The 20,713-nt window shown below is 56.2% G+C and carries 18 protein-coding genes and 1 pseudogene; 14 read left to right on the plus strand and 5 right to left on the minus strand.

Features of this window, described 5'->3' with window-relative positions; translation table 11 throughout:
• Positions 1 to 347 (plus strand): annotated as a pseudogene (locus VE23_RS27490) (hypothetical protein); the annotation flags it as partial.
• Positions 348 to 668: 321 nt separating this feature from the next.
• Entirely contained in the window at positions 669 to 1,829 is a 1,161-nt protein-coding gene (locus tag VE23_RS20880; RefSeq protein WP_049868993.1) for an MFS transporter, read from the plus strand.
• On the opposite strand, the gene VE23_RS20885 is transcribed toward VE23_RS20880, so the two are convergent.
• Positions 1,814 to 2,119: a hypothetical protein gene (locus tag VE23_RS20885; protein WP_157054014.1), complete on the minus strand. Its 306-nt coding sequence runs from the start codon at positions 2,117 to 2,119 to the stop codon at positions 1,814 to 1,816. The two genes, VE23_RS20880 and VE23_RS20885, sit on opposite strands and share 16 nt — an antisense overlap.
• Before the next feature lie 188 nt (positions 2,120 to 2,307).
• Here VE23_RS20885 and VE23_RS20890 point away from each other — a divergent pair, with 188 nt between their 5' ends.
• Entirely contained in the window at positions 2,308 to 3,240 is a 933-nt protein-coding gene (locus tag VE23_RS20890; RefSeq protein WP_049868995.1) for a manganese-dependent inorganic pyrophosphatase, read from the plus strand.
• 150 nt (positions 3,241 to 3,390) lie between these two features.
• On the opposite strand, the gene hflX is transcribed toward VE23_RS20890, so the two are convergent.
• On the minus strand, positions 3,391 to 4,677 hold the full coding sequence (gene hflX / locus VE23_RS20895; RefSeq protein ID WP_049868996.1) for a GTPase HflX: 1,287 nt from the start codon (positions 4,675 to 4,677) through the stop codon (positions 3,391 to 3,393).
• 591 nt (positions 4,678 to 5,268) lie between these two features.
• On the opposite strand from hflX, the gene VE23_RS20900 reads away from it, so the two are divergent.
• Positions 5,269 to 6,090, plus strand: coding sequence for a DUF4362 domain-containing protein (locus VE23_RS20900; protein ID WP_049868997.1), 822 nt, complete (start codon positions 5,269 to 5,271; stop codon positions 6,088 to 6,090).
• A gap of 122 nt (positions 6,091 to 6,212) precedes the next feature.
• Here VE23_RS20900 and VE23_RS20905 read toward each other — a convergent pair whose 3' ends face one another.
• Both VE23_RS20905 and VE23_RS20910 read right to left on the minus strand, forming a co-directional pair.
• Positions 6,213 to 7,721: a glycoside hydrolase family 30 protein gene (locus tag VE23_RS20905; RefSeq protein WP_048747055.1), complete on the minus strand. Its 1,509-nt coding sequence runs from the start codon at positions 7,719 to 7,721 to the stop codon at positions 6,213 to 6,215.
• Between the two features lie 242 nt (positions 7,722 to 7,963).
• Complete coding sequence (locus VE23_RS20910) at positions 7,964 to 8,980, minus strand: LacI family DNA-binding transcriptional regulator (protein WP_049868999.1); 1,017 nt, start codon at positions 8,978 to 8,980, stop codon at positions 7,964 to 7,966.
• Between the two features lie 291 nt (positions 8,981 to 9,271).
• Between VE23_RS20910 and VE23_RS20915 the strand changes: the two genes are divergently transcribed.
• The 6 genes from VE23_RS20915 (at position 9,272) to VE23_RS20940 (ending at position 15,328) form a co-directional block, all read left to right on the plus strand.
• On the plus strand, positions 9,272 to 10,336 hold the full coding sequence (locus VE23_RS20915; RefSeq protein ID WP_232313105.1) for a LacI family DNA-binding transcriptional regulator: 1,065 nt from the start codon (positions 9,272 to 9,274) through the stop codon (positions 10,334 to 10,336).
• A gap of 15 nt (positions 10,337 to 10,351) precedes the next feature.
• Positions 10,352 to 11,266: an ABC transporter permease gene (locus VE23_RS20920; protein WP_021881352.1), complete on the plus strand. Its 915-nt coding sequence runs from the start codon at positions 10,352 to 10,354 to the stop codon at positions 11,264 to 11,266.
• Positions 11,267 to 11,278: 12 nt separating this feature from the next.
• On the plus strand, positions 11,279 to 12,166 hold the full coding sequence (locus VE23_RS20925; RefSeq protein WP_021881351.1) for a carbohydrate ABC transporter permease: 888 nt from the start codon (positions 11,279 to 11,281) through the stop codon (positions 12,164 to 12,166).
• Between the two features lie 47 nt (positions 12,167 to 12,213).
• Positions 12,214 to 12,450, plus strand: a complete 237-nt coding sequence (locus VE23_RS20930) for a hypothetical protein (protein ID WP_049869000.1) — start codon at positions 12,214 to 12,216, stop codon at positions 12,448 to 12,450.
• A 725-nt stretch (positions 12,451 to 13,175) separates the two neighbouring features.
• Positions 13,176 to 14,798 (plus strand): extracellular solute-binding protein, encoded by a 1,623-nt coding sequence (locus VE23_RS20935; RefSeq protein WP_048747262.1) that lies wholly within the window; start codon positions 13,176 to 13,178, stop codon positions 14,796 to 14,798.
• A gap of 167 nt (positions 14,799 to 14,965) precedes the next feature.
• Positions 14,966 to 15,328 (plus strand): S-layer homology domain-containing protein, encoded by a 363-nt coding sequence (locus VE23_RS20940; RefSeq protein WP_049869001.1) that lies wholly within the window; start codon positions 14,966 to 14,968, stop codon positions 15,326 to 15,328.
• Positions 15,329 to 15,616: 288 nt separating this feature from the next.
• On the opposite strand, the gene VE23_RS20945 is transcribed toward VE23_RS20940, so the two are convergent.
• Complete coding sequence (locus tag VE23_RS20945) at positions 15,617 to 16,321, minus strand: DUF421 domain-containing protein (RefSeq protein ID WP_127509462.1); 705 nt, start codon at positions 16,319 to 16,321, stop codon at positions 15,617 to 15,619.
• Positions 16,322 to 16,541: 220 nt separating this feature from the next.
• On the opposite strand from VE23_RS20945, the gene VE23_RS20950 reads away from it, so the two are divergent.
• The 4 genes from VE23_RS20950 to VE23_RS20965 all read left to right on the plus strand — a co-directional run bounded on the left by VE23_RS20950 (position 16,542) and on the right by VE23_RS20965 (position 20,644).
• Positions 16,542 to 16,964, plus strand: a complete 423-nt coding sequence (locus VE23_RS20950) for a hypothetical protein (protein ID WP_049869003.1) — start codon at positions 16,542 to 16,544, stop codon at positions 16,962 to 16,964.
• A 483-nt stretch (positions 16,965 to 17,447) separates the two neighbouring features.
• Complete coding sequence (locus VE23_RS20955) at positions 17,448 to 17,969, plus strand: TetR/AcrR family transcriptional regulator (RefSeq protein ID WP_049869004.1); 522 nt, start codon at positions 17,448 to 17,450, stop codon at positions 17,967 to 17,969.
• Positions 17,970 to 18,215: 246 nt separating this feature from the next.
• Positions 18,216 to 19,649, plus strand: coding sequence for an MFS transporter (locus VE23_RS20960; protein WP_049869005.1), 1,434 nt, complete (start codon positions 18,216 to 18,218; stop codon positions 19,647 to 19,649).
• A 101-nt stretch (positions 19,650 to 19,750) separates the two neighbouring features.
• Positions 19,751 to 20,644, plus strand: coding sequence for an NAD-dependent epimerase/dehydratase family protein (locus VE23_RS20965; RefSeq protein WP_049869007.1), 894 nt, complete (start codon positions 19,751 to 19,753; stop codon positions 20,642 to 20,644).
• The last annotated feature ends 69 nt before the right edge of the window (positions 20,645 to 20,713 follow it).

Raw genomic sequence — 20,713 nt, forward strand, 5'->3', positions numbered from 1 at the left:
GGGGGGGGCCAGCCGCTCGGGGAGCCGCTGCCGGCGCCGATGCCGCTGGAGCGGGCGGCACGGCGGGCGGAGCCGTAGCTGGAGCAGCCGGCGGAGCCGGCCTTCCGGAGGGCCTGAACTTCAGCGATCCGCGCCAGCTGCTGGATCCCGAAGCCCGCAAGCATATCCCGCAGGAGATTCTCGACTCCATCACCTCGGCGCTCAGCTCCTCCATCGTGCATACCTTCGCTTGGGCGATCCTCCCCGCGGCCATCGCTCTTGTGTTCTCCTTCTTCATGGGCAGCGGCAGAATGGATCCCCAGGAGGTCGCCCGCCAGGAGCAGGAGCATGCGGCCGCGATGCATTGATCCGGCAAGCTGAACGCTGAATACGGAGCTTCATACGTTCGGGCCGAAGGCCGCTTCCCATCCTGATTTTCAGGATGCGGAGCGGCCTTTTTTGTGCTACACTGGCGTAATGTCTTTTGGGCTCCAGGATAAGCAAGGTTCAATTTCGGGGAAAGCAAGTTTCGATTTCGGGGAAAGCAAGGTTTGATTTCGGGGAAAGCAAGGTTCGATTTCAGGAAAAGCAAGGTTGTATTCCGGGGCAGCAGGTTTGGATTTCAGAGAAAGCAAGCTTGGCCCTGCTCTAGTTGAAATAAAAGGAAACGGAAGAAAGAGGTATACCCTATGCGTGGAACGGCTCCGATTAAAGCATTTAATTTTCTCTTTTTTGCCCTGCTGGCCATGTTCGTTTCGTTCATGCCGGTCTACCTGAGCGATCAAGGACTGAATCCGGCCCGCATCGGCCTCATCACGGGCACGGGCGGCTTCATCACGATCGTCGCCCAGCCGCTCTGGGGCATGATCAGCGACCGGATGCGCACCGTGCAGAAGGTGCTGCTCCTGCTCGTGGCCTGTTCATCCGCCATCGGCTACTTCCTGTACGATTCCTCGAGCTTCGGCATGCTGCTGCTGTTCGCCATGCTCATGTACTTCTTCCTGATGCCGGTCGATCCGCTCATCGAGAGCCTGAACTTCCGGACGGCGGAGCGGCTGGGGACGAGCTACGGCTCCATCCGCACCTACGGAGCGCTCGGTTATGCCGTCATGTCGCTGGCGGTCGGCTACGTCATGTCCTATCTCGGAGCTGGCAGCTTGTCCTGGCTGTTCGCGGGCGCGGGCATCGTCAGCCTGCTGGTCGCGCTTCTGCTGCCCGATGCCGCAGTGTCGGGCAAGCCCGTCACGATCGCCAGCCTGCGGGTGTTCCTCTCCAATCGGAGGACGCAGCTGTTCCTGCTGCTCATCTTCATCAGCGCCGTGCCGCAGCGGATCAACGATACCTTTCTCGGCGTCTACATCCGGGAGCTGGGCGGCAAGCCCGAGCTGGTCGGCCAGGCCTGGTTCCTGGCCGCCGGCAGCGAGATTGTTGTCTTCGCGCTGAGCTTCTGGTGGCTCCGCCGCGGCAAGGAGATGCTGCTCATCTCGATCGCCGGCTTCTTCTATTTCATCCGTTTCTTTCTGTCTGCGTGGATCACGGAGCCATACGGCCTCGTTGCGATCCAGCTGCTTCAGATCGTCACCTTCCCGGTGTTCTACTCGGCCGCGATCCAGTACCTGTACCGGATCGTGCCGGAGGAATGGCGCGCGACGGGGCAGACGGTGCTTGCTCTGCTCTTCTTCGGCGTGTCGGGCATCGTCGCTTCGTACGGAGGAGGGTGGCTGTATGACCGCCTTGGCGGCCAAGTGCTGTACCTGACGATATCCGGCCTGTCCCTTGCCGGCCTGCTGTTCGGAATCGGGCTGTACCGGGCTTCCTCGCGTGAGGATGCGGCTCAAGCCCGGTCGTAATAGTGCTTGAACGTATCCTCCATCACATGCCAGAAGCGGAGCTTGCGCCGGTCTGTCCTGCGCAGCGCGTCGCTCAGCTCGGCTGCGGAGGAGCAGTCGCTGTCGGCGACGGCGCTGACGAGATCGAAGATCATTTCCTGATTTGTTTGCGAGTGCCGATAAATGAAATAAATTTGCACGACCTCCTGGGTCAGGAGATGGCGGTATTTTTGTCCGATGGCGTACATGGGAGCTTCGCCTCGCTTCTGTTCATGGATGGACGGCTGGATAGTCCAAGTATGGTTCCGCATAATAAATTTACCCTTGATTTCAGCATATGAAAGCTCGTACGCAGCGGATTGGGCCGCTCTCTTCAAAAGGTGTGAAATCAATGATGATCGGAATGGTCGGTTTTTCGCTGCGCAGGTATGGTGAGACCCGGAGATTTACGGTATAATCGGGGACGAGCTTATGAATTCATTGACGAAGGAGTACGATGATGGAAAAAGTACTTGTTTTTGGCCATAAGAACCCCGATACGGATACGATTTGCTCCGCGATCGCCTACGCGGACCTGAAAAACCAGCTCGGCTGGAACGCCGAGGCGATCCGCCTCGGAACGGTGAGCGGCGAGACTCAATACGCTCTCGATCACTTTGGAGTCGGCGCGCCGCGCCTTGTCGAGGCTGTCGCCGCCGAGGCGAAGCAGGTTATCCTTGTCGACCATAACGAGCGCCAGCAGAGCGCTTCCGATATCGATGAAGTAACGGTCATCGAGGTCATCGACCATCACCGCATCGCCAACTTCGAGACGAAGGCGCCGCTGTACTACCGCGCCGAGCCGGTCGGATGCACGGCTACGATCCTGCTGAAGATCTTCAAGGAGAACGGCCTGTCGCCGCGCAAGGAAATCGCCGGCCTCATGCTGTCCGCCATCATCTCCGACTCCCTGCTGTTCAAGTCCCCGACCTGCACGGAGCAGGATGTGGCAGCGGCGCGCGAGCTCGCTGAAATCGCCGGCGTCGATGCCGCCAGCTACGGCCTGAGCATGCTGAAGGCCGGAGCAGACCTCAGCGACAAGACGGTCGCCGACCTGATCAGCCTCGACTCCAAGGAATTCTCCATGGGCGCGGCCAAGGTCGAGATCGCTCAAGTCAACGCCGTTGACCTGAATGATGTGCTCTCCCGCCAGGCGGAAGTCGAAGCGGCGCTGAACGCAATCATCGCTTCCAAAGGATTGGATCTGTTCGTGTTCGTTACGACGGACATCATCAACAACGACTCCGTCGCGATCGCTCTCGGCAAGCACACGGCTGCCTTCGAGGAAGCGTTCGGCGTGAAGCTGGACGCCAACAAGGCGACGCTGAAGGGCATCGTGTCCCGCAAATCGCAGGTCGTTCCGGTTCTGACGGAAATCCTGGCGAAGAAATAACAACCATACGAAAAGCCTCTTTCCCCGAAGGGAAAGAGGCTTTTTTTCGTGATGAAACCAGTTTTCCGGCGCTGGATATCGGCGGGCGCAGCGATCGACTGCTCCTTCGCCGCGATGGGCATTCCCGTTTGATTCCCGGTATTTATAGGCTCAGGATTCGCTGACGGTATCGCCGACCTCGCTCTTGAACCGGTTCAAGTCCGCCTCGCGGCATTCCAGCTTGAGCCTTGTTCCGCCTTCCTCGTATTCGGTTTCGAGAATATGGGCGTTGTCGTTGAAGAAGGCGACCCAGCTGCCCTTGTCGTAAGGCACGACAATCTCGGTCTGGACATAGTCGGTGAAAATGCTCTTGCGGATCGACTCGACCAATTCGTCGATGCCTTCCCGGCGATAAGCGGACAGATAGATGCGGCTGTCCTCCACGCGCGGATAGGAAACTTCCGCCAGATCCGACTTGTTATAGGCATACAGCATCGGAATATGATCGGCGCGAAGCTCCTTCAGCGTCTCTTCCGTCACCCGGATCTGCTGTTCGTACTCGGGATTGGACGTATCGACGACATGCACGAGCAGGTCGGCTTCGGATACTTCCTCCAGCGTGGAGCGGAATGCCTTGATGAGATGATGGGGAAGTCCGCTGACGAATCCGACGGTATCGGTCAGCAGGAACGACTTGCGGTCCGGCAGCTCGATGCTGCGCACGGACGTCTCCAGCGTGGCGAACAGCATATCCTTCGCGAGTACGCCTTTGCCCGAGTCGGGATGGAAGGTATCGACCATGGCGTTGAGCAGCGTCGACTTGCCTGCGTTCGTGTAGCCGACGAGGCAGACGACGGGAATTTCGTTCTTCTTGCGGCGCTGCCGCTGGATCTGGCGCTGGGCGACCAGCTTCTCCAGCTCGGTCTCAAGCCCATGGATGCGCTCCTCGATCCGCCTGCGGTCCAGCTCGAGCTTGGTCTCTCCGGCGCCGCGGTTGGCGAGGCCCGATCCGCCCCCGCCGCCTTGGCGGCCCAGCGATTCCCGGAGGCCGACCAGACGGGGCAGCATGTAGCTCAGCCGGGCGACTTCGACCTGCAGCTGCGCTTCTCGCGTCTGGGCCCGCTCGGCAAAGATGTCGAGAATCAGTATCGTGCGGTCGATGACCTTGGTTTTGAGCTCCGCTTCCAGGTTGCGGATCTGGGAAGGGGACAGCTCGTTGTTGCAGATGACGGTCGGCTGGTCGAACTGCTCCACCAGCGCGGCGAGCTCCTCGATTTTGCCGGACCCGAGATAATGGGTCTTATGGATGCGCTCCGCCTTCTGCGTCAGCTCCGTGACGGGCTCGACGTTGCAGGCTTCCGCCAGATTGCGCAGCTCCTCCATGGAGTAGGCGAATTGGTGGTTGTTCTGCTCGTGGACGCCCACGAGGATGGCTTTTTCTTTTGGGGCTATGGTCATAAGGTTGATCTTCCTTTCGGTGTGCGAGTGGACTTGCAGCCGCCTGGTTTAGAAATAGGATACCCTGATTCGGGAAGCAGCAAAAAGGACACGGGCATAAAAAGCCCGTGTCCTCGTAGGTGTGCTGGATATGGCGGCGGCAGGAAGGAGGCGGCAATGACTGCCGTCGATCCCTCCTTATCCAGGCATAGCCTCATATAGAGCCGCCACGGCGGCCTTCCCGCACCCTGGGAGCGGATAGGCCGAAATGGAGGCAGCTAGAGCTATGTACGTGGACAGACCACATCTGAGTTCCCTGCACAAGGCAGAACATGGGCGCTATTCAATTAGCGACGCACCGTGCGAACTCGGATGTAGTTAATCACACGTAACCCTCCGTTCAAATTCAAAGTGGTTTGAGTGTACCATAGGATTCCAGGCAAACGCAACCGGGGCAGGAGTCTATGCCTCTGCGCCCAAGTCTCAAAGCAATTGAATGCCCCTGCGAATGTAGGCACGCCGGCAGGAGGAGCAAAAAAAATAAAATGATGGGATGAACAACCATTTCCCGATCCGAACCGTTAGGGAAGTAAAGAACGGAGGAGGGTATTTTTGCGAAAAACGATCATCTTGCTGGCAGCGGCCACGCTTGGCATAACGTCCGGCTGCGGGGAAGGACAGCACTCCGTGTCCTCCTCGCCGGGCATTCGCTCCATATCGACAGCGGAGCAGGGGGATTCAGGAAAGCTTGCCGACGGAGTCGCGGTGAGCCGATCGCTCCGCTTTGGCCAAGTCAATGAGGCTCCTTACGGCAGCTTTTCGGAGAAAGGGCAGCTCGGAGCGTTCGACAAGGCGATCCGTTCCGCTACGAAAATCGAAGGCATTCTCGATGTGGCCCAGCCGGATTACGACGTCGTCATCACGGAAGACGGCAAGCGGACGGAAATTCATCTCTGGCTTCGTCCCGATTCGAAGCAAGGCATGTATACGTATGTATCCGACACAGGGACGGGCTACACGCTGACGGAGACATCGACCCGCCGATTGTGCGATCTGATCTGGGGGCTGAAATACGGGGCGGATCAAGCGGCGGCCAACGGGGATTTGGTGAACGCCCACGGGATTGTGAGCAACCGGGACAAATGGGAAACATTCAAGTCGAATGTGGAGGCCGGCATTCCCGCCGAGCTTCAGGTCGTTCAGTACACCATTGAAGGCGACCCTATCTTCGACAATCTGTCGTTTGACGGGAAGACGATCATGCACAAGCACGACACGACCCACGATGCTTATGGAACGCCCCGCACAAGCTTTGACTTCTGCAGATCGATCAAGGAGAACAAGAAGGACAACGGGACGGAATATCTTCTGGGTTCCTGCGGGGAGGGCAACGGCGAGAACGGAATGTTCAATCTGTATCTGGAAAATCCATGACCGGGATAAGGGCGGACGCAATCAGAGCAAAACCAAAAACAGACGAACAAGCAGCCGGGAAGGCTGCTTGTTCGTCTGTTTTGACCGCTATGCAGGAAGCTGAGGGACAAGGGCGGAATCCGTCAGGAAGCCGTGCCGTACCATTTGTACGTCATGGCGGATTTGGCCGGAATCGTCACGTTGAAGCTCTGGCTGCCCCACTGGATTTTCACGTTGCGGGCAGAGGTGGAGGAGTTGTAGGCGACGACGACTTTGGAGCCGTCCGGGTTTTTGAAGGCGACGTCCTTGATCTCGCTGCCGGTGTTCGTCGAGATCCGGTAAGCGCCGGGAACGACGAATTTGCTGAAGTGTCCGAGCAGGTAGTACTGCTTTTTGTACGTAACCGTATTTTCCGGCCTGGCGTTGTTGTTGTCGGAGTTCTGGATCGTGATCATGCCTTTGTTGCTGTTGTTGTCGCCGAGCAGCGAAGGGCCGTCCTTCTGGTCGAGCGCCGCATTCCACAGGATGATGGACTTGGACCAGTTGCGCGTGATGTTGATGAACTCGTTCATCATCGTATCGAAGCCCTGCGACGTGCCGTTCTGCGGATCGTTCCAGTTGCCGAAGCCGCCCTCGGTGAACCAGACATCCTTGTCGGGATGGGCATTGTGCATCGAGGTCATCTGCGAGCCGTCGCCGCTGTCGTAGTGGTGGAAGGCGCTGCCGGATACATAGCTGCCTTTGCCCGCGTTTTTGAGGCTGGTGATGACGGTGTTCGGGAAGCCCCAGTCCAGATAGTTGTGGTCGAAGGCGATGATTTTCGTGTTGATGCCGGCGTTTTTCAGCGTCGGTCCGAGATAGTCGCCGATGAAGCCGATCTCATCCTGGGTGTTCATGCCCATGGATGGGTAGTGGGTCGGCTCATACAGCGGCTCGTTCTGCACGGTGACCGCGTAGATCGGAATTCCTTGGCCCTGATAGGCTTGAATGTATTTCTTGAAATACTCGGCGTAGGTGCCGTAGTATTCGGCCTTGAGCTTGCCGCCGTTCAGCGTCCCGGAATATTTCATCCAGGCCGGGGCGCTCCAAGGGGAAGCGAATACTTTGATGCCGGGATTTTTGGCCTGGGCGGCCTTGATCATCGGAATGATGTAGGATTGGTCGCGGCTGATGCTGAAATTGTTGAGTGCCGTATCGCCTGCCGTGTCCGCATACGTATAGGCGCTCCAGGTGAAGTCCGAGCTGCCCATCGGCTGCCGCAGGACGCTGAGCCCGATGCCTGTATTGCCGAACAGCTTCTCCATGACCTCGGCCCGCTTGTTCGCGTCAAGCTTGTAGTTCAGCAGCCAGGCGGAGGAATCGGTGAGGGATACGCCGAAGCCGTCCATCTGCTGGTAGGTCGTGCCTTCGTTCACCGTGATCGTATAATCGGCGCTGCCCGCGCTGCCGCTGAAGTTCTTGTCGCCGATCCGCGTCAGGCGGGCGCTCGGACTGAGGCCTACAGCCGGCTCGGAGTTCGGGTCGGAGGTGGAGATCCAGACTTCGACCTGCTCGCCTGCAGCTTTGGCCGGCTGAGGGGCGTAGGAGCCTCCTGCGGCGACAAGCGCCGCGGCCAGCACGACAGAGGCGGTTTTCTTTTTCCATGCCGTCATCAATCATTCTCCTTTCGGGGATAAGGGATTCAAGGTTGCTTATGCCTTCGCAGAGCCGCTAGGAAAAAATGAAAGCCAGATTCCAGCGGAGATACCAACGGACACCTCCCACCCTGTAATCGATTACAAAACAACGGGCACAAAACCCGGATTCCCGCTTTTTTGGAAGCGTTTACCGGGTGAAAATATCGTAAGGGATCGTTATCCAAAAATCAAGGCCGAAAATTTCGGGTTCGCAGCCTTCACGAGGAATTCCGCTGGAAGGAGGACGAGCTGCGCACCAGCAGCTCGGAATCGACCTTGAACACGCGCCTGTCCCTGAACTGGTCTTCGTTCATGGAGTCGATCAGCTTCTCGACGATAAGGGCTCCCATCGTGTACTTCGGCTGGTTGACGGTGCTGAGCGTCGGCGTGATGTACTTGCTGATGCGGTTGTTGTCGACGCCGACGACAGCGAGGTCCTCGGGTATGCGAATGCCGCGTTCCCTGCAGATCTTGTAGATGCCTAAAGCCATCTCGTCGTTGGCGGCATACACGGCGGTGAAATCGGCGGACCGCGACAGCAGCCGCTCCATCGCCTCGTAGCCGCCTGCCTCGCTGAAGTTCCCGTTCTCGATCAGCTCGGGACGGAACGGAAGGCGATGCTCCTTGAGCGCCTTCATGTATCCTTCCAGCCGCTCGTAGCTGTCGATCGATTCCGCATAACCGCTGAGAAAGGCGATGCTCGTGTGGCCCATTCCGACCAGATGGGTCACGACCTCGGTGGAGAATTTGACGTTGTCGGTATAGATGCAGGGCACGCCTTCATGCTCGATGTGGCGGCCGACGATGCCGATGGCGTAGCCTCTGCCGGCTATGTCGAGGATGTCGGAATCGGGGATCGCTGGAGCGACCAGGATCGCGGCGTCCACGGTGCGGTTCATCAGGAGCGTAAGGTATTCCAGCTCCTTGGACGGCTGGTTCTCGGCATCGCAGATCAGCACCTTGTAATGCTTCACGTATGCCATGTTCTCCATTCCCTTGATGATCTCCGTGAAATAGGACACGTTGATATCCTGCACGATGACCGCGATGGTCTTCGTCTTCTGCACGCGCAGGTTTTTGGCGACGGCGTTGGGGTAATACCCCATCTCCTTGATCGCCTGAAGCACTTTCTCTTTGGTTTTGGCCGTGACGCCGGAGCTGTCGTTCAGCACCCTGGACACGGTGGCGGTAGAGACGCCGGCCCGATGGGCGACATCGACAATCTTCACATCCATGATAGACATCAACCTTTATAATAGGACTAGTTCCGATCGTTGGAAGCAAGAAGCAAAGGGAACTGTAATCGTTTTCAGCATTGCTTTCATTTTAGACGATCCAACCCGGGAGACACAACCTAAAAAAGTTCTTGTAATCGTTTTCCGTCCTTGCTATACTCCGAAATGTAACCGCTGGACAGAATTGGCATGGAAAAGCAAGGGAGATTGTCACTCTTTAGGGCGGAGCCATTTTTTTTCATCCAAAATGTAATCGATAACATTACGAGCCAAGTTGGAGCAAGAGAGAATGTGAATGAATTGAAAGACATCAAAGCAGACAGCACGATCAGCGACGTGGCCAAGGCGGCCCGCGTATCGGTCGCTACGGTGTCCCGGGTGCTCAACGGGAGCGGGGCGGTAAGCGCCAAGACGAGATTGCGCGTCGAGGAGGCGATCCGGGAGCTGAGCTTCATGCCGAACGCTTCCGCCAAAAGCCTGCGGGCGCTGCGCACGATGACGATCGGGGTCATCGTCTCGGACATTCTGGTCTCTTATTACGCGGAAATCATCAAAGGGATCGAGAATACGGCCAATGCGCTGCACTACAAAATCATCATTTGCGACGCTCAGAACCAAAAAGAGAAGGAATCCGACTACATGACGCTCGTCATGAACCGGACGGTGGACGGCATCATTCTCATTACGCCCAAGCTTACGGATGCCGAGCTGGCAGCCTATGCGGAGAAAGGGTATGCGATCGGGCTGATCGGCAGATCGATCGACCATCCGCTCATTCCTTGCGTGTACACGGACAATGTAGGAGCAGCCCAGGAGGCGGTCAGCCACCTGACGATCCAGGGGCATGAGCGGCTGGCATTCCTGAGCGGATTCGCGGATGCGACCGACAGCTACGAGCGGCTGGAGGGGTATATGAAAGCGCTTCGGCTGGCGGGACTGCCGTTCGTGCCGGAGCTGATCGAGAACGGCGGCTTCAGCGAGAATGGCGGCTATGATGCGTTCCACCGCCTCATGGACAAAGGCCATCCGTTCACCGCGGTGTTTGCAGCCAATGACGAGATGGCGCTTGGCATCTATCGGGCCTGCTCCGAGAGAGGCCTGTCGATTCCGGAGGACATGGCGGTCATCGGCGTCGACAACAACCGGGTCAGCAAGTACATCACGCCGACGCTGAGCACGGTGGACCAGCCCAAGTACAGCATGGGCGCCCTGCTCGCCGAGAAGCTGATCGATCAGCTTGGCGGCAACCAGTATGCGGACAGGAGATCGTTCCAGGTCGGATCGAAGCTGCTTGTCCGGCAATCCTCTCTTTTCGAGGTAAAAAGAAATCGATTACAGCAACCATCATCCGATTAGGCCGGAGGTAATCCAATGAAAGGCTTTCTCCAAGAGCTGTCCCGCAACCGAATCATGTTTCTCATGATATTGCCTGCCCTGATCTTTTTCGTTGTCTTCTCGTATATCCCCATGGTAGGCGTCTATTATGCCTTCACGAACTTCGACTTCGAGGGCGGGCTGTTCGGCAGCGAGTTCGTCGGCATGCAGAACTTCAAGTTTCTCTACGATTCGGGCGTGCTGTGGAACCTGACCAAAAACACCGTCCTCTACAATCTGGCCTTCATCCTGCTCGGCAACGCGCTCCAGCTGATCTGCGCGATCTTCCTCAGCGAGCTGCCGGGCAAGTGGTTCCGCAAGCTGACGCAATCCATCATGTTCCTGCCCTTCTTCGTCTCGTTCGTTCTGGTCGGAGCCTTCGTCTTCAACCTGTTCAATTCCAGCAACGGCGTCATCAACACGGTGCTGGTCCAGCTGGGCCTGCAGCCGTATGATTTCTACCTGCACACCGCGCCGTGGAAGTACATCATCATCTTCTTCAACATCTGGAAAGGGCTCGGCTACGGCACGATCATCTATCTGGCCGCGATCATGAGCATCAGCGACGAGTATCATGAAGCCGCGAAAATCGACGGAGCGAACATATTCAAGCGGATCCGCTACATCACGCTTCCGATGCTCGTGCCGACCTTCATCCTGCTGATTCTCCTCAGCCTGGGAGGCATTTTGAAAGGACAGTTCGATCTGTTCTACCAGATCATCGGCAGCAACGGCGTCCTCTACAACTCGACGGACATCATCGACACCTACGTCTACCGCTCGCTTGCCGTCAACTTCGATATCGGCATGGGCACGGCCGCAGGACTGTACCAGAGCTTCTTCGGACTGGTGCTGGTCGTTACGGTGAACTACATCATTCGCAAAACGCATAAAGACTACGCGTTGTTCTAGGAGGAGCCGCTCATGAAAATCCGCACGGAGAAATCGACCCATCTGTTCAACGCGATCGGTTACGTCTTGATGACGCTTTTCGCCCTGCTCTGCCTGCTGCCGTTTCTGCTCATCGTATCGGGATCGTTCTCCTCGGAGAACGAGATCATCACCGAGGGCTTCAAGCTCGTCCCGGATCAATTTTCCGTGGATGCCTACCGCGCCGTCTTCAGCGATCCGACGCAGATCTTCAACGCCTACCGGGTATCCATCCTGCTGACGGTATGCGGGACGGTGCTGGGGCTGTTCCTCACCTCGATGGCGGGATACGTCCTGTCCCGCCAGGATTTCAAATACCGGGGCAATCTGGCGTTCTTCATCTACTTCACGACGCTGTTCAGCGGCGGCCTGATCCCCTGGTACATCCTCATCGTCAACCATCTGCAGCTCAAGGACAGCTACTTGGCGCTGCTGCTTCCGGGCCTGCTCAGCGCCTGGAACATCATTCTCATGAAGAACTTCATGAAGTCGATTCCCGAGTCGATCTCCGAATCGGCCAAGATCGACGGGGCCGGGGACTTCACCATCTACCGGAAGCTGATCCTGCCGCTGTCGGCTCCGGGCCTGGCGACGATCGGATTGTTCATGGCGCTGGCCTACTGGAATGATTGGTTCACGGCCAATCTGTTCATCACGACGGAGTCGAAGTATCCGCTCCAGTTCCTGCTCTACAAGATTCTCGCCAGCGCAGCCGTCCTCAAGACGAGCATTGCGGGCAATCTGTCGCCGGACTTCAAGCCGCCGGCCGAGACGCTCAAGATGGCAGCCGCTGTCATTGTGACGGGCCCGATTATTTTCTTGTATCCGTTCGTGCAGCGTTTCTTTGTGAAGGGGCTGACGATCGGGGCGGTGAAGGGGTGATGGCTCGCCTTTTCCGCAGATGTGGCTCGCTTAAGGATTGCGAAGGGATGCTTCGAAGCACGCTCAGGGATTCCGCAGGCATGCTCCGAAGCACGCTCAGGGATTCCGAAGGCATGCTCCGAAGCACGCTCAGGAATTCCGCGGGCATGCTCCGAAGCACGCTCAGGGATTCCGCAGGCATGCTCCGAAGCACGCTCAGGGACTCCGCAGGCATGCTCCGAAGCATGCTCAGGGACTCCGCAGGCATGCTCCGAAGCACGCTCAGGGATTCCGCAGGCGGATAGCCCTTCCAATCGCTGTTGAACCCGGATTTCTTCGATCCACTAAGCCATTCGGCTGTGGAAATCCGGCTTCAAAGGCGACCGCTGACGCTTTTCCAGAGCTATTCCGCCCGCTCCATCCCCTCGCGAATGAATCCCCCCTCCTCCGATTGCGTGAACTCGCTCCGCTCTCACGCTTGGAGAAGGGAAGCGCAACTCGCTCCACCCTTGCGCTGAAGGTGCAGGGAAGCGCTGCTCGCTCCGCTCCCGCACCAAGGGGGGAGAGAAGATCGAACTCGCTTCGCTCCTGAGTTGCGGAGAAGGAAGGCGCTGCTCGCTCTGCTCCCGCGCCTAGAGGAAGAAACGGGCGCAACCGACCGTCATGGAACGGCTGAAAAGCAAGCTGAAAAGCAAGCTGGAAAGCGCTTGCGACGTGAGCTAGATCATGGAGAAGCGTCAGCGGTCGCTTCTGCAAGCCGAATGGCTCTTTCTGTGTCCGGCAAGCAGACGCGATGATAAAAGAGACAGGCAAGAACGAGAGCAAAGAGCAAGAACGAGAGAGCAAGAACGAGAGAGCAAGAACGAGAGAGCAAGGAACGAGAGTGCAAAGAACGAGAGAACAAGAACGAGAGCAAAGAGCAAGAACGAGAGAGCAAGGAACGAGAGTGCAAAGAACGAGAGAGCAAGGAACGAGAAAGAGAACGGAACGGGGTTGCCATTTTGCAAAACCTTACTAGGAGGAGTCTATCATGAACAAAAAGAAAACAGTCGGTCTGGCGATGACGACGGTGCTGCTGGCCGGTGTGCTGACGGCATGCAGCGGAAACGGAAACAATGGAAACAGCGGCAACAGCGGAAGCGCCGAAAATAAGGGAGCCGCGACCAATGGCGCGGCTGCAGCGAACAACGGAGCCGCTCCATCGGCAGACCCGGGGAAGATCGACACGTCCAAGAAGGTGGAACTTGTCTGGTACGTCCTCGGCGACAGCCACAAGGACAGCCCGCAGGTGCAGGAAGAAATCAACAAAATGCTGGAGAAGGACATCAACGCCACGATCAAGCTGAACTTCACGACCTGGAACGACTGGCAGACGAAATACAACCTGCTGCTGACGTCCGGAGAGAAGGTGGATATGGTGTTCGCCTCCACCTGGGCCGACTACTACAAATTCGCGGACCAAGGCGCGTTCAAGGATCTGACGGACCTGATCCCGACCTATATGCCGGAAACGTGGAAAACCGTGCCGAAGCAGGATTGGACGGAAGCGACGGTTCAAGGAAAAATCTTCGCCGTACCGAGCACATATCCGGAGTACACGCCTGACGGGCTCGTGTACCGCGAGGACTGGCGCAAGGAGCTGAACGTGCCGGAGATCAAGGATCTCGATTCGATCGAGGCCTACCTGGAAGCCGTCAAAACGCAGAAAAAGGTCACGCCGATCAACGGCAAAGCCTGGAACGAAGTCTTCACGCTTTTCAAGGCCTATGAAGGCTACGAGCAGATCGGCGGAGACAGCGGCGTCATCGTCGCCAAATCCTATGATACGCCGCGGGATATTATCAACTATGCCGAAACGCCGGAGTTCGAGCAATTCGTCAAGCGCATGAAGACCTGGTCGGAAAAAGGCTTCTGGACCTCGGATACGCTCTCCTCGCAGAAGGAAGCCGGAGATGCCCTCAAGGCGGGCACGGGCGGGGCTTACTGGCGCAACGCTCCCGGCGCGGGCGGCTTCATCGTCGATGCCGAGAAGGCGAACAAAGGAGCGGCCCAGTACGGGTATTTCCCGTTCACGCGCTTCCATAACTATGCGATGCCGACGCTGTCGGTCAACAACGCGATGGCGATACCGAAAAGCTCGAAAAATCCGGAGCGCTCGCTGATGGCGCTGGAAAAAATTCGGACGGATGAGAGATACTTCGACCTGCTCACCTATGGCATCAAGGACCTGGACTACAATCTCAGCGAAGACGGAAAGCTGGTCATTACGCCTCCAAAGGGCAAGGAAAACGACAAAACCTTCAAGAACTACGGCATTACGAGCTGGGGCTGGCGTGTCGAGAGCCTGATCAAAGAAGAGCAAGCCGGGGGATGGAAGCAGTTCCCGACGCTGCTCGAGGAATTCAAGGCCGAAAGCAAGCCGAACATCTTCTCTCCGATCGTCATGGACTACAAGCCGGTGAAATCCCAGCAGGCGGCGGTGAACCAAGTCATTCAGCAGTACGGCATGCCGCTCATGATGGGTCTGGTGCCGAATGTGGACAAAGCGCTTGAAACGTACCGCAAGCAGCTGAAGGCTGCCGGTGTCGATCAAGTGATGGATTACGTGAAGGAACAAGCCAACAAGTACTATGACGAAAAGGGCATTCAGTAAGAGATCGATTGCAATTGCCGTTGCAATATAAAGGCAATGCCTGCGGTCCCTTGGAGATGAACTCCTTGGGACCTTTTCTTTCCGATAATGCGGTAGGTTCAAGCCGGATCGCACCGTGACGCGCGCGGAATTTGCAGTCACTCAAACGGCAAGGAGACGGAGCGGCATTGGCATTCGCCGACAAGGCGAAGAGCGGCGCCTGGGCGCAAAGATCTATCGCGCAGGCCGTGCAAGCGGGTGTTGTCAATGGCTGCGAAGACGGCTCCTTCCGCCTGAATGGCGAAATCAATCGTGCAGAAATGGCCGCGATGATCGCAAAGGCTTTGGGTCAGACGGACGGAGCGGCTGGGGCATCTGGCTTTGCAGATGATCAGGACATTCCGGGCTGGGCGAAAGGCGCAGTGGCGGAAATGAAAAAGCTGGGCATAATCAAAGGCAAAGGCGCCAACGAATTTATTTCTGGAGGCAAAGCGGCAAGAGCAGAGGCGGAAACGGTGTCGTTGAACATTCTGGCGCCGAATAACAAGTAAAGGAAGCTAAGCAAGGCTGCTGCGAGTCTAACTCGAAGCAGCCTTGTTTGTAGACGGCATCCCTCTTCCACTGAGCCGATCATGCCGATTGGAGATTCGCAATGAGTCCAATCTATTTTCATCACTTGTGATAGGGTGAGCCTTATTATAAGTGACGGCGAAAATTTGGTGGCAAGAAGGGTGTTAGAGATCTGTAGGAGTAATGGAGGAAGGTGCTACAAGAGGTTGCCTCCCTGATGGGGGGGAGGAGCACTCGGCAAGCGAGGGGAGAGCGCAGTGAGGTCGGGGCTAATCGATAGGTTTGTCAATGTGGTCCCGATAGTAGTCAAAATACAACTGATTTTGCGTACCTCTCACGGCATAGAACACGTCGGAAACGGACTTGTTCCGCTGCCGCAGCACCTGCTCCAGCCACTGGACGGTCAGCCCGTTGTGGACGAGATTGTCTTCCATGATTGTGCCGTCCATAATCAGCTCGACAGGGAACGACTGGACGGCCGCGGCGTGTAGCTTCAGATCTTTGCGCGTCACCCACTCATACTCGCTTTTTTTCTTGACGGACAGCTTCCCGTGATCCTCCAAGCAAGCGTACTCGACCTCCTCCATATTGAAAATATCTTTTTCTCGCAATGATTGGGCCAGGGAGTCCAACGTGTAACGGATTTTTCGCATGTTGTCCTCGAGAATTTTGCCGTTCTCGATGACGACGGTCGGAGTGCCGGATACCAACCGGTTCCACGCCCGGTTTTTGAGCGCGATCTTGGACACGAGGAAAGAGATGCCGAAGAACATCAGCAGCGATGCGATGATGAGCCAATGGTTGAGCTTATGGTTAAACGCCAAATTCGCCGCAATGGCACCCAGCGTGATGCCGCTCACGAAGTCATGGAAGGTCATATTGGATATCGTCTGCTTGCCGAGAATTCTCGATGTGATCATGAGGAGGACAAAAGCGGCGATCGTTCGAAAAATAACTTCCACATATGCTTGCAATGGGTGGGACTCCTTTTTCTCATTTATGGGATATGCCGTACGGCTCGATAATAACCCTATTGACGGTTGGAGCCGGGGTTACAACTCTTTCGCATTTCGGGCTTGCAAAGAAAAGGTCATACCATAAGAATGGACTTAAACTTGCCGTTATAGACAGCACGGAGAATCTTAAAAACAAAACAGTCGTCGATGTAACGGAATTTAGAATGAGTTTTGATAGTTGATTATAAATTCTGCATTAGAAGAGGTCGGCAGCATCCTGAAACAGAGAGGTGTAGAAGGATTAAGCTCAACCCTGAAGGAGAAAAGGGATGAAACGCTGAAGGAAATGTGTCGTCTTCAAATAACCGCTGAATCTATAGAGAACCGAATCGGCCGGTTGGATAGTCTGAAAATTCTAAATGAGAGGCTTGCTGAGGAGCGCATCTTAATTGAGTTGAAGGTATTGTCCGAACGCATGCTCCGCGTTGGTGGGTTATTCATCCCGGCAGCGAGGGGAAGTATCGAGATGTCCTATCAGTTTGAGAAGGATTTTGTTGTAAGCAGCCAAATTTACGAATCGGTTCGGGCTGCAGGCGACAACGCCGGAAGAGTCTCTGGCCGCTACAGTCGAATGGTATCGGGCTCAGAATTCCTACAGTAAAAGATAGATCATGACTTATCTAAATACATGCCGTACTGACAGCGCGGTGAACCACAAGTGGGGCGAAATTTGTTTTTGAGGATTCCTATTTCAGGAAGCTACTGTTATACAAGTCGCAGATGGAGATGTATTTACCAGGATTATCAGCGGTGCTAAGATCACCTGAGCTTTCGACTGCTTATATTATTGTAGGAAAGGCTCTAAGAAGAACCGACATTTTGTCCTACGCCCTTCAGGCGGCTTCAATCAATAACGCCTCATTGTACCCCTAAAGGATCCCTTTATTTAGCCTGCATTTTGTGAGTTCCTGTATTCATGGTTTAGTATGCTTTCTTTCAAGGATTCTTTCAAGGATTTCATATTTGTACGGATGATCCCGATCTGCACTCACGGGGCTGTTGCAGAACGATTTGCATCGCTCCTTCGGCCATTGTATACTGAATTCATTATTGATCAATCACTATCGACAGGAGGAATTAAAAGATGGCTAAATCCGAAGCAACGTCAGTCAACCGCAGATCGGACCTTATATCCGCGGCGATTGAAGTGTTCGCGGAAGCCGGGTATTACCGGGCTACGACGGCGCAGGTGGCGGAACGGGCGAACATCTCGCAGCCCTACGTATTCCGATTTTTCGCGACTAAGGAGAAGTTGCTGCTGGCCGCGTTGGAGGTGTCCTGGTCTCGGGTGATCGAATCGTTCCGCCAGGTGATGGAGACGACTTCGCCGGAATTGCTGGAAGCGAAGCTTATTCAAGAGTACGAGAACATTCAGGCGATGTACCAGAACGAAATGTTTTTGCAGATGCAAGCACAGACCATTCGGGAGGACGCCATCCAGGAGACGATGCGCAACGGGCTTAAGGGAGTTCGCGATATGGTGCTGACCGCTTTCCGTGAAGCCGGTATCGGAAAGCCCGAAGAGCGGACGATGCTGTTCCTCGCGCGCGGAATGCTGTGCAACGTTGCCGTCGCGATTAATTTGCCTGAATTGATGAAAGGATGAGGGGGTGGAATTTTCCCAAAATCGTTATTGACCAATCACTAACACTCTGATATAGTGAAACCATCAAGTTAGTAATTGATCAATCACTATCGGAGAAAGCGAGGGATCAAGCACGATCCACCTGTTGGTCACGAGTCGAGCGGCAGGGGGGAAAGGGACTCTAATAAAGACGGATAAGCGGTTTGGCAGGTCGAATATTTTTTTGAACAAATGTAAGTGATTAATCAATAATAGGAGGAAATTCGGATGAGTTCCATCGTTCAATCGGCAATCGCGAACTCCCGCGCTGTTTCACTGCGGTGGTGGGCGCTGATCGCGCTGGCGTTCGCGCAATTCCTGGTCGTGCTTGATGCATCCATCGTCAATATCGCTCTTCCCTCTCTCGGATCAGAACTTAATCTCAGCACAACTACTCTGAGCGGGGTCATTACGGCTTATGTATTGCCCTTCGGGGGCTTGTTGCTTCTCGGAGGAAGGCTGTCGGATCGGTTCGGACATCGAAGGTTGTTCATGACCGGAGTGGCCGGATTCGCGCTTGCTTCGGCCGCAGCCGGAATGGCAACCTCGGGAGCCTGGCTGCTCACGGCGAGAGCGATTCAAGGCGCATCGGCCGCTCTGCTGGCCCCGGCCGCGCTTGCTCTCGTCACGAAGCTGTTCGCGAATCCGAAGGATCGAGCGAAGGCGCTCGGCATCTGGGGCGCGGTTGCGGGTATCGGCAGCGCGGCGGGCGTCCTGTTGGGAGGCGTGCTGACGGCTTCGCTTGGCTGGTCCGCGGTGTTCTATGTGAATGTTCCTGTAGCCGCATTGATTCTGGCGGCTGTTCCCTTCCTCATCGCCAAGGATTCGGTTGGCGAACGCCTCAGCCTGGATATGTCGGGCTCGGCTGCTGTAACTGCCGGCATCGTAGCGCTCGTAGCTGCGCTTTCCGGGACAGAGCGGGTCGGCTGGACGGCTCCGCAGACGCTGATTCTCGCAGCCTTGGCGGCGGTGCTGCTCGGATTGTTTGTCTTCCTCGAGAAGCGTGCTTCGAACCCGCTTATGCCGCTCGGCATCTTCCGCAACAAGTCGGTTACGGGCGGCAATCTAGCCATGTTCCTCATCGGAGGAGCGACGACGGGATTGTTCTTCGCGCTCTCGGTTTACATGCAGCAAGTGCTTCATTATGACGCGTTAAAAGCAGGCCTCACCCAGCTCCCCCTCGCCGGAGCGCTGGTCGCCATCGCCGGAGTCGTTCCTGCAGCGATCAAGGCAATCGGTACGGGCAAGACTCTGGCGGCATCGCTGATTCTGCTAGCCGCAGGGCTAATAGGGCTATCCTTTTCGCCTAGCGACGCTACATTCGCAGCCAATCTGCTGGGGCCATCTATTTTGATCGGGGTCGGACTGGGAGGCGCCTTCATCTCCGGAACGGAGCTTGCCGTTCACGGCGTGGCGGATGGGGAAGCGGGGCTTGCCAGCGGCTTGGTCAATACGAGCCAACAGATTGGCGGAGCCATTGGACTTGCGGTGCTGACAACGGCGGCATCGGCTCGAATCGATCGCTTGATGGGCCGCGGCGTAGCCGAAGCGCAAGCGTTGACCGGAGGATTCTCCTGGGTGTTCCTTGGAGCTGCCGCGTTCTCGATTATCGGAGCGATAGTGGTCCTTGCGGTTGTGCGGAAACCTCGTCTTCCAAAGTAAGTGGCTAATCAATTATAAGGCTAATGGCAAAGCCGTATCGGTTAGGAACCTAATCAGCAATCTTCAGAATCTCTAAATACCTTAACTTAGGAGTGATCAGAATGCTTAAAGCAATGGTAGTGAGAGCAGGCAGCGGGTGGGGAAAGGCGCTAGTTAAGCAATTAATCGGGGCTAATGTCGAAGTCGTTGCCTATTCGGGATCGCAAAGGAAGCTGGATGCGCTGGAGGAGGCCTTCTCATCCACATCGCTTCTGCGAACGGCGAGAGGAGAGGCCGGCAATCGGAGCAAGCTGCTGGCTGCCGCGGAAGGCGTTGACGTGATTTTCTGCGGGGTATACTTGACCTACGACGATAAACCGGAGAAGGTGCGGCGGATGCTAGAAGCCGTTCGAAGCGCCGCCGCGGCGACCGGAGCGAGAACGGTTACCCTCGAAGGGGTCTATCTTCCCGCCGATGAGGAGGAACCGATGCACCCGAACCTTCCCGGCGCGACTTCCATGCGAATCTTCAGCCCGGAGTTGTACGGCGAGGCCGTCTCCAACACGCTCATCCACTACGCGCTTCGCAAAGTCGTTCAAGGGAAGCCCGTTAAGCTCCTGATCGATCCATCCGTCAAAAGAGACTACCTCTACGTGGACGATGCCGCGAGGTATGTCGTGGAATTGGCGTCGATGGAGTCCTCCTACGGGGGCGATTGGCATCTGCGTGGCAAAGGTCCAATTACACAAACGGAGCTTCTTGACCTCGCGGGTTCAGTCGTTCAAGCGGTGCCGCATTTCGAGTCAATCGGAGGGTGGCAGCGGCGACTGCTTCAGTGGTATGAGCCGAAGGTGAAGCAAATGCTGGATCGCTACGAGGGGCGCTTCCACGATCTTGGAACATATGGCACTGAGTATGGCGGCTTATCGCCAGCTCCTTATCAAGAGGGGATAGCATCAACGGTAAAACGCATGGTGGAGAAGGATAATCATTCCATTCCAAATCCAGCGAAATGAGGTCGTTGAAAATGAAAAAAACGAATGTTGCAGCCGGCGTGTCGGGATCGGAGAACGCGGAAGGATTGT

The sequence above is a fragment of the Paenibacillus sp. D9 genome (assembly GCF_001188365.1).
Classification (GTDB): Bacteria; Bacillota; Bacilli; order Paenibacillales; family Paenibacillaceae; genus Paenibacillus_O; species Paenibacillus_O humicus.

Coding starts and splice junctions, on each gene's coding strand:
- VE23_RS20880 (WP_049868993.1), top strand. CDS start 669: ATGCGTGGAACGGCTCCGATTAAAGCATTTAATTTTCTCTTTTTTGCC.
- VE23_RS20885 (WP_157054014.1), bottom strand. CDS start 2,119: ATGCGGAACCATACTTGGACTATCCAGCCGTCCATCCATGAACAGAAG.
- VE23_RS20890 (WP_049868995.1), top strand. CDS start 2,308: ATGGAAAAAGTACTTGTTTTTGGCCATAAGAACCCCGATACGGATACG.
- hflX (WP_049868996.1), bottom strand. CDS start 4,677: ATGACCATAGCCCCAAAAGAAAAAGCCATCCTCGTGGGCGTCCACGAG.
- VE23_RS20905 (WP_048747055.1), bottom strand. CDS start 7,721: ATGACGGCATGGAAAAAGAAAACCGCCTCTGTCGTGCTGGCCGCGGCG.
- VE23_RS20910 (WP_049868999.1), bottom strand. CDS start 8,980: ATGGATGTGAAGATTGTCGATGTCGCCCATCGGGCCGGCGTCTCTACC.
- VE23_RS20920 (WP_021881352.1), top strand. CDS start 10,352: ATGAAAGGCTTTCTCCAAGAGCTGTCCCGCAACCGAATCATGTTTCTC.
- VE23_RS20925 (WP_021881351.1), top strand. CDS start 11,279: ATGAAAATCCGCACGGAGAAATCGACCCATCTGTTCAACGCGATCGGT.
- VE23_RS20930 (WP_049869000.1), top strand. CDS start 12,214: ATGCTTCGAAGCACGCTCAGGGATTCCGCAGGCATGCTCCGAAGCACG.
- VE23_RS20935 (WP_048747262.1), top strand. CDS start 13,176: ATGAACAAAAAGAAAACAGTCGGTCTGGCGATGACGACGGTGCTGCTG.
- VE23_RS20955 (WP_049869004.1), top strand. CDS start 17,448: ATGGCTAAATCCGAAGCAACGTCAGTCAACCGCAGATCGGACCTTATA.
- VE23_RS20960 (WP_049869005.1), top strand. CDS start 18,216: ATGAGTTCCATCGTTCAATCGGCAATCGCGAACTCCCGCGCTGTTTCA.
- VE23_RS20965 (WP_049869007.1), top strand. CDS start 19,751: ATGCTTAAAGCAATGGTAGTGAGAGCAGGCAGCGGGTGGGGAAAGGCG.